Source organism: Stenotrophomonas sp. P5_A8 (assembly GCF_056400545.1).
Genome location: NZ_JBFULB010000248.1, coordinates 1 through 5,558, shown reverse-complemented (window position 1 = coordinate 5,558; position 5,558 = coordinate 1). Strand labels below are relative to the sequence as shown.

At 63.3% G+C, this 5,558-nt stretch carries 4 protein-coding genes and 1 pseudogene; 1 reads left to right on the top strand and 4 read right to left on the bottom strand.

The window, feature by feature from the left end; all coding sequences use genetic code 11:
* Positions 1–1,166: GGDEF domain-containing protein (locus AC1DQP_RS15370; RefSeq protein ID WP_478051941.1), on the top strand; the 1,166-nt coding region annotated here is incomplete at its 5' end.
* A gap of 589 nt (positions 1,167–1,755) precedes the next feature.
* On the opposite strand, the gene AC1DQP_RS15365 is transcribed toward AC1DQP_RS15370, so the two are convergent.
* The 4 genes and pseudogenes from AC1DQP_RS15365 to AC1DQP_RS15350 form a co-directional block, all read right to left on the bottom strand.
* Positions 1,756–3,099: a DcaP family trimeric outer membrane transporter gene (locus AC1DQP_RS15365; protein ID WP_478051940.1), complete on the bottom strand. Its 1,344-nt coding sequence runs from the start codon at positions 3,097–3,099 to the stop codon at positions 1,756–1,758.
* A gap of 90 nt (positions 3,100–3,189) precedes the next feature.
* Positions 3,190–3,978 carry a 2-oxo-3-hexenedioate decarboxylase gene (dmpH, locus tag AC1DQP_RS15360; protein WP_457320979.1) on the bottom strand — a complete coding sequence of 263 codons (789 nt, stop codon included), beginning with the start codon at positions 3,976–3,978 and terminating at the stop codon, positions 3,190–3,192.
* On the bottom strand, positions 3,975–5,015 hold the full coding sequence (dmpG, locus tag AC1DQP_RS15355; protein WP_478051939.1) for a 4-hydroxy-2-oxovalerate aldolase: 1,041 nt from the start codon (positions 5,013–5,015) through the stop codon (positions 3,975–3,977). The genes dmpH and dmpG overlap by 4 nt, the downstream gene beginning before the upstream one ends.
* 10 nt (positions 5,016–5,025) lie before the next feature.
* Positions 5,026–5,558 (bottom strand): annotated as a pseudogene (locus AC1DQP_RS15350) (hypothetical protein); the annotation flags it as partial.

Genomic DNA, 5,558 nt, shown 5'->3' with positions numbered 1-5,558 from the left:
CGCAGCGCATGGAACTCAATACCATCGAGATGATTCATATCCCCACCCTCCTCGGATACAGTGCAGCCTTACTCGGGTCCATTGCTCTTCTAATGGTGGCCATACGTCCGCCGGGACGCCGGTTCGCATGGTTTGCCGCCCCTTTCGCCGCAGGTGCTTTGGGATGCATGTTCCTCGTGAGCCCGGCCTGCCTTCCTGAAAAGGCTGGACTACACTTCGGGGCGTTCTTTATTTCCTTAGCTTTCGCTTTCGGCTGGCAAGCTGTCCGTGCGTTCTTCGACCTGCCGGCACGATGGGTATCGCTCATCGCCCCGTCTACCGCGTGGTTGATCGCTGCTTTTCTCCTGTTTGATCCATACGGGCTTGAAGAGCTCAATGCGGCCGTACGAATTGGGTTGGTTGCTTTTTACTCCGGTCTCCCGGCGCGTCTGCTATTGCAGAAAGCAGATGAATCCTTACCCTCTAAGCTTCCCTTAGGCGTCATCTTTGCTGTCTCCGCTTTACTCGCGGGCATTACGCTGCCCTTTGTCACTTGGCTTCCCCAACCACTGGGCGCGGCCCAGCCGCAGGCCTGGGCTGTTGCGCTTTTTAACGGCCAGATCGTTCTCGAGGTACTCCTTGCGAGCGCGCTCATGGTGTCGATGAGCAAGGAGCGCGTATCGCGGGAATTCTATGAGGCCTCGATACGCGACCCCCTAACAACTCTGTACAACCGACGCTTCCTTGACCAAAGGAAAGTCTCTTGGCAGCGGAGTGATCGTCACGAAGCGCGGCAACGCGCTATCATCTATTTTGACATAGACCATTTCAAACAGATCAACGACAAGCACGGTCACGCACTGGGGGACGACGTTATCGTCATTGCCGCTCGTGTGGCCCAAAAAGCAGTGCGGAAGAAGGACTGGGTGTTTCGCATCGGGGGAGAAGAATTTCTCTGCGTCTTGCCTGACTGCAGTGCGCCAGAGGCTCTAGCCGCTGCGCAGCGCTTGCGCACAGGCTTTCAGGAGGCTGCCCTAACTGTTAACGGGCAGCGTATTGAGGCTACGTTGAGCGCTGGCATCGCCGTGGGTATCGCCGGACAAACGAACTTCGATGAACTGATCCTTGAGGCTGACCGTCATCTCTACATGGCCAAGCAGCAGGGACGAAATCGCGTCATTGCCTAGACTCTAGTCCGGAGATCGCAGTGTTGCTCTTCGTTCTGTTCGTACCCGCGCCAGCCTGACACGCGGATAAGTCAGTCGAGAGGCACACACCATGCTGCGTGACAACGCTACATCGTCGTCTACCGTCGCAGGCAATTTATGCTCGACGAACTGTTGGGCGGCGCGGCTGCGGCCAGCTTGGCTCTGGTCGCCAGTCCGACCGCAGCACCGCACAGCGCCGCCGGTCGGTTGCGAAGTTGATGTGGTCCAGCCCGTGAAGATTCTTTGTAACCACGTCGTCACACGCAGATACTACGCACGTGCCGGAGGTTTGAAGTTTGGCATTGAGGTCCCCTCCGTGTCCTCATAGCGACACCGTTCCTAGGAGCACACAGCAAGAGCCACCCTCAAGTATCTACGCCATGGCCAGGAAAGAACGCACGTAATTCCGCACCCGCGCGCCAGTTACCCCAACCTTCTCCCGTGTTCCCGTGCATTCGGCACTTCTCCTCGATATCGTCGACGGCAGACTGGGGATGAGAGCTGACTTAGACGTGGCATATCAGCGCCCGCTCTCCCCACGGCCATTTATGGGGAAGCTCTAGCAGCCTCAGAAGCTATATTTGACGTGAGTGTGCAGCCGGTTCAGATCGCCAGCCTCCCCATTCTCCAGACGGCGCTGGGCGTGACTCAGCTCTGCGCCGAGGTCCAGCTTCGGGAACGGCGAGTAAATCAGGTTGACGCGCCAGGACTGTGCGCGCTCGGTAACCAGCGCGCCGGTCCATTGCGCATCGTTGTCCAGCCAGGCACCGGAGTAGACGAGGTTGCCGCGCAGCTTGGGTGAGAAGGCGTGGCGCCACGCCACGAAGCCGCCATAGCCGTCCTGGGAATGCAGCTCCCCTTCGGCGTCCAGCACGCTGTCGGCACCGAGTGCGAAGCCGAGATAGCGACCAATGCCCTGGCCGCCGCTGACCATGTAGCGCAGGTCGTCATTGCTGCCGACGTTGACGCGCCCGGACAGGCTTGCCGCAATCCCGGTATCGGTACGGCCGTCGTAACGCAGGTTGCGCACCATGGCCGCCACCGTGACGTGGCCCCAGGCACCGCGCTGCGCCCAGCGGGCGGAGATGTCTGGCACCGTGTCATCGCCACTGTTGAGGCGGGTGCCGTTGCCCCGGTAGGTCGCCACCGTCGTTTGCGGATTCTCCAACGAGAACGACCACGGGCCGCGCGTGTAGCGAAGCTGCGCCTGACGGTTGAAGATGGTGCCCTCGGACGGACCGGTGAAGTCCACCGTGTCCGGCAGTGCCGCTACATCCTGGAAGTTGGACCAGGTCTGGCCAGCCAGCCAGTGGTTCCAGCTGACATAGGCCTGGCGCAGGGTCAGCGCGTAGGTGTTGGTGATCACTTCATTCCCGGCGAAGGCGTTGTTGCCGCCGCCATACATGTCTGCCTCGATATACGCTTTGAGCGTGTCGCCACGTTCGGTGACGGTGTCGGCGCCCAGCCAGAACCTGGAGAACTGGGCATGCACGTCGGTGTAGCTGGCGCTCTTGCCGTTTCCATCCCCGGCGACCGGGGTGGCGGCCGGGAAGTAGAACAGACGGCCGGCCGAGCCATCGGCGATGGCGCCGTCGCTGGTCCGCGTGGTCATGGCATCGAGTTTGATGAAGCCGCCTGCCGTGAAGCGGGTGCCGGGCATCGCCCCGGGCAGGATCGGCGTTGACGCTTGCGCGGGCGGTGTTGCAACGGCCACCGCGGGGGTGTTCTCGGCCGCTTTGGCATCGCGCTGTTGGTACACCTGCAGCAACCCTCGCATCTGCTGCATCTCCGCTTCCAGCTCGGCCATGCGCGCCTCCAGCGTGGCGGTATCCACGGCCTGCGCCAGCGCCGTCTGCGGTAGTGCGGACAAGGCCAGCCACAACGGCACMGAGGCCGCCGTTCTCCTCTTCATTCCAACCATGATTCCCCTCCCAGGGCATAGCGATGCCGTCACGGCCTGGGTGAACAGGCCGCGTGGCGTTGACGAACGGGGTGGAGCGTTCTAGATGAAGCGCATGGCGACGGTACCGATGCCGTCGCCGCGGACCAGGACGTTGTCGCCGGCCTGCACGGCAATTGCCGCAGTGATGGCGCCGGACAGCACGACCGCGCCCGCTTCCAGCGGCTGGCCATGTTCGGACAACATGTTGACCAGCATGGCCACTGCAGCGGCAGGGTCGCCGAGCACGGCCGCACCGGCCCCAACCTCGGCGACYTGGCCGTTCTTCTCCATCACCACCCCCAGCGTCTGCAGATCGAGCGTGGCCGGGTCCGTCGGGCGCGACCCCAGGACGTAGCGCGACGCCGAGGTGTTGTCGGCGATGACGCTGGGCAGGTCGAACCGGAAGTTCTCGTAGCGCGAGTCGATCAGCTCGATGGCCGGCACCACGTAGTCGGTGGCAGCGAGCACATTACTGGCGGTGCAGCCTGGGCCACGCAGTGCATCGCGCATCACGAAAGCGATCTCGGCCTCCACCTTGGGATGGATCAGCACGCGGGTGTCCACCGCCGCGCCATCATCGACGGCGTTATCGCTCCCGAGGAACCCGTAAATGGGCGTGTCCACGCCCATCTGCTGCATCTTCGCATGGGAGGTCAGGCCCATCTTCATGCCCACGATGCGTACCCCTTCGGCCTGCTTCAGCGCACACAGGCGTTGCTGGATCCGATAGGCGTCAGCCACATCCAGTCCGGGATAGGTGTCGGTCAGTTTGACCACCTCACGCACGTCGCGTTCGGCTTCGCGCAGCAGGCGGGCGCAACGATCAAGGATTTCGTTATCAAGGCTCATGCGGGTTCCTTCACTGCGGCCGCATCACGACGGCGCAGCATGTCCAGGGCGACGTCGACAATCATGTCTTCCTGGCCGCCGACCATGCGGCGCTTGCCCAGTTCAACCAGGATGTCGACGGTATTGATGCCAAAACGTTGCGAAGCGGCCTCGGCGTGGCGCAGGAAGCTGGAATAGACGCCGGCATAACCGAGCGCCAGCGTTTCACGGTCCACGCGCACCGGGCGGTCCTGAAGCGGTCGCACGATATCGTCGGCCGCGTCCATCAGGGCGTAAAGGTCGCAACCATGCACCCAGCCCAGGCGCTCGGCCGCTGCAATGAACACTTCAAGCGGCGCGTTGCCGGCACCGGCGCCCATGCCGGCCAGGCTCGCATCGATGCGGATCGCACCGGATTCTGCCGCGACGATGGAGTTGGCCACGCCCAGCGACAGGTTGTGGTGGGCATGGATACCGATCTCGGTGTCCGGCTTCAAGGCCTGGCGCAGGGCCTGCACCCGGTCACGCACGTCATTCATGCCCAGCGCACCACCGGAATCGACCACGTACACACAGGACGCGCCGTAGCCTTCCATCAGCAGCGCCTGCTCGGCAAGCGCGGCGGGGGCAATCATATGGCTCATCATGAGGAAGCCGACCGCATCCATCCCCAGGGCATTGGCTGCTTCAAGGTGCTGGCGCGAGATGTCCGCCTCGGTGCAGTGGGTGGCCACACGCACGATCCGTGCGCCCGCGGAATAGGCGTTCTTCAGGTCGTGCACGGTGCCGATGCCGGGCAGCAGCAGCGTGGCGATGCGCGCATGGCTGACCGACTCGGCCGCTGCTTCGATCCATTCCAGGTCGCTGTGCGCGCCGAAGCCGTAGTTGAACGAGGCGCCTTGCAGGCCGTCGCCGTGGGCCACCTCGATGGAGTCCACGCGCGCCTTGTCTAGTGCGCCTGCAATGGTGCGCACCTGCGGGAGGCTGTACTGGTGACGCACCGCATGCGAACCATCGCGCAGGGTGACATCGGAGATGTAGAGTTTGTGTTGGGTCATCGGAGTCTCCTCAGGCGCCTGCCGGCTGGGCCAGCAGCGATTCGGCCATGCGCTCGGCAGTGGCCAGTGCGGCCGAGGTCATGATGTCGAGGTTGCCGGCGTACGCTGGCAGGTAGTGAGCAGCGCCCTCCACTTCCAGGAAGATGGAGGTCTTCAAGCCCGTGGTGGGGCCGATGCCGGGGACGTTGAGCGGTTCGTCGATGACGTCGAACTGGACCTGCTGCTTGAGACGATACCCAGGCACATACGCAGCCACCCTCGCCACCATCTCGCTCACCGCGGCTTCGACCTTCGCCGTATCGACGGCCTCGGACAACACATACACGGTGTCGCGCATCAGCAGCGGAGGATCGGCCGGATTCAGCACGATGATCGCTTTGCCGGCGCGGGCGCCACCGACGCTCTCGATGGCGCGCGAGGTGGTTTCGGTGAACTCATCGATGTTGGCGCGGGTTCCCGGGCCTGCCGACCGGCTGGCAATGGACGCCACGATCTCGGCGTAGTGCACCTTGGCCACCGAGGCGACGGCGGCCACCATTGGGA

What these genes read in the sequence shown, in the direction of transcription:
- dmpG (WP_478051939.1), bottom strand. Translation starts at nt 5,015, where the DNA reads ATGACCCAACACAAACTCTACATCTCCGATGTCACCCTGCGCGATGGT.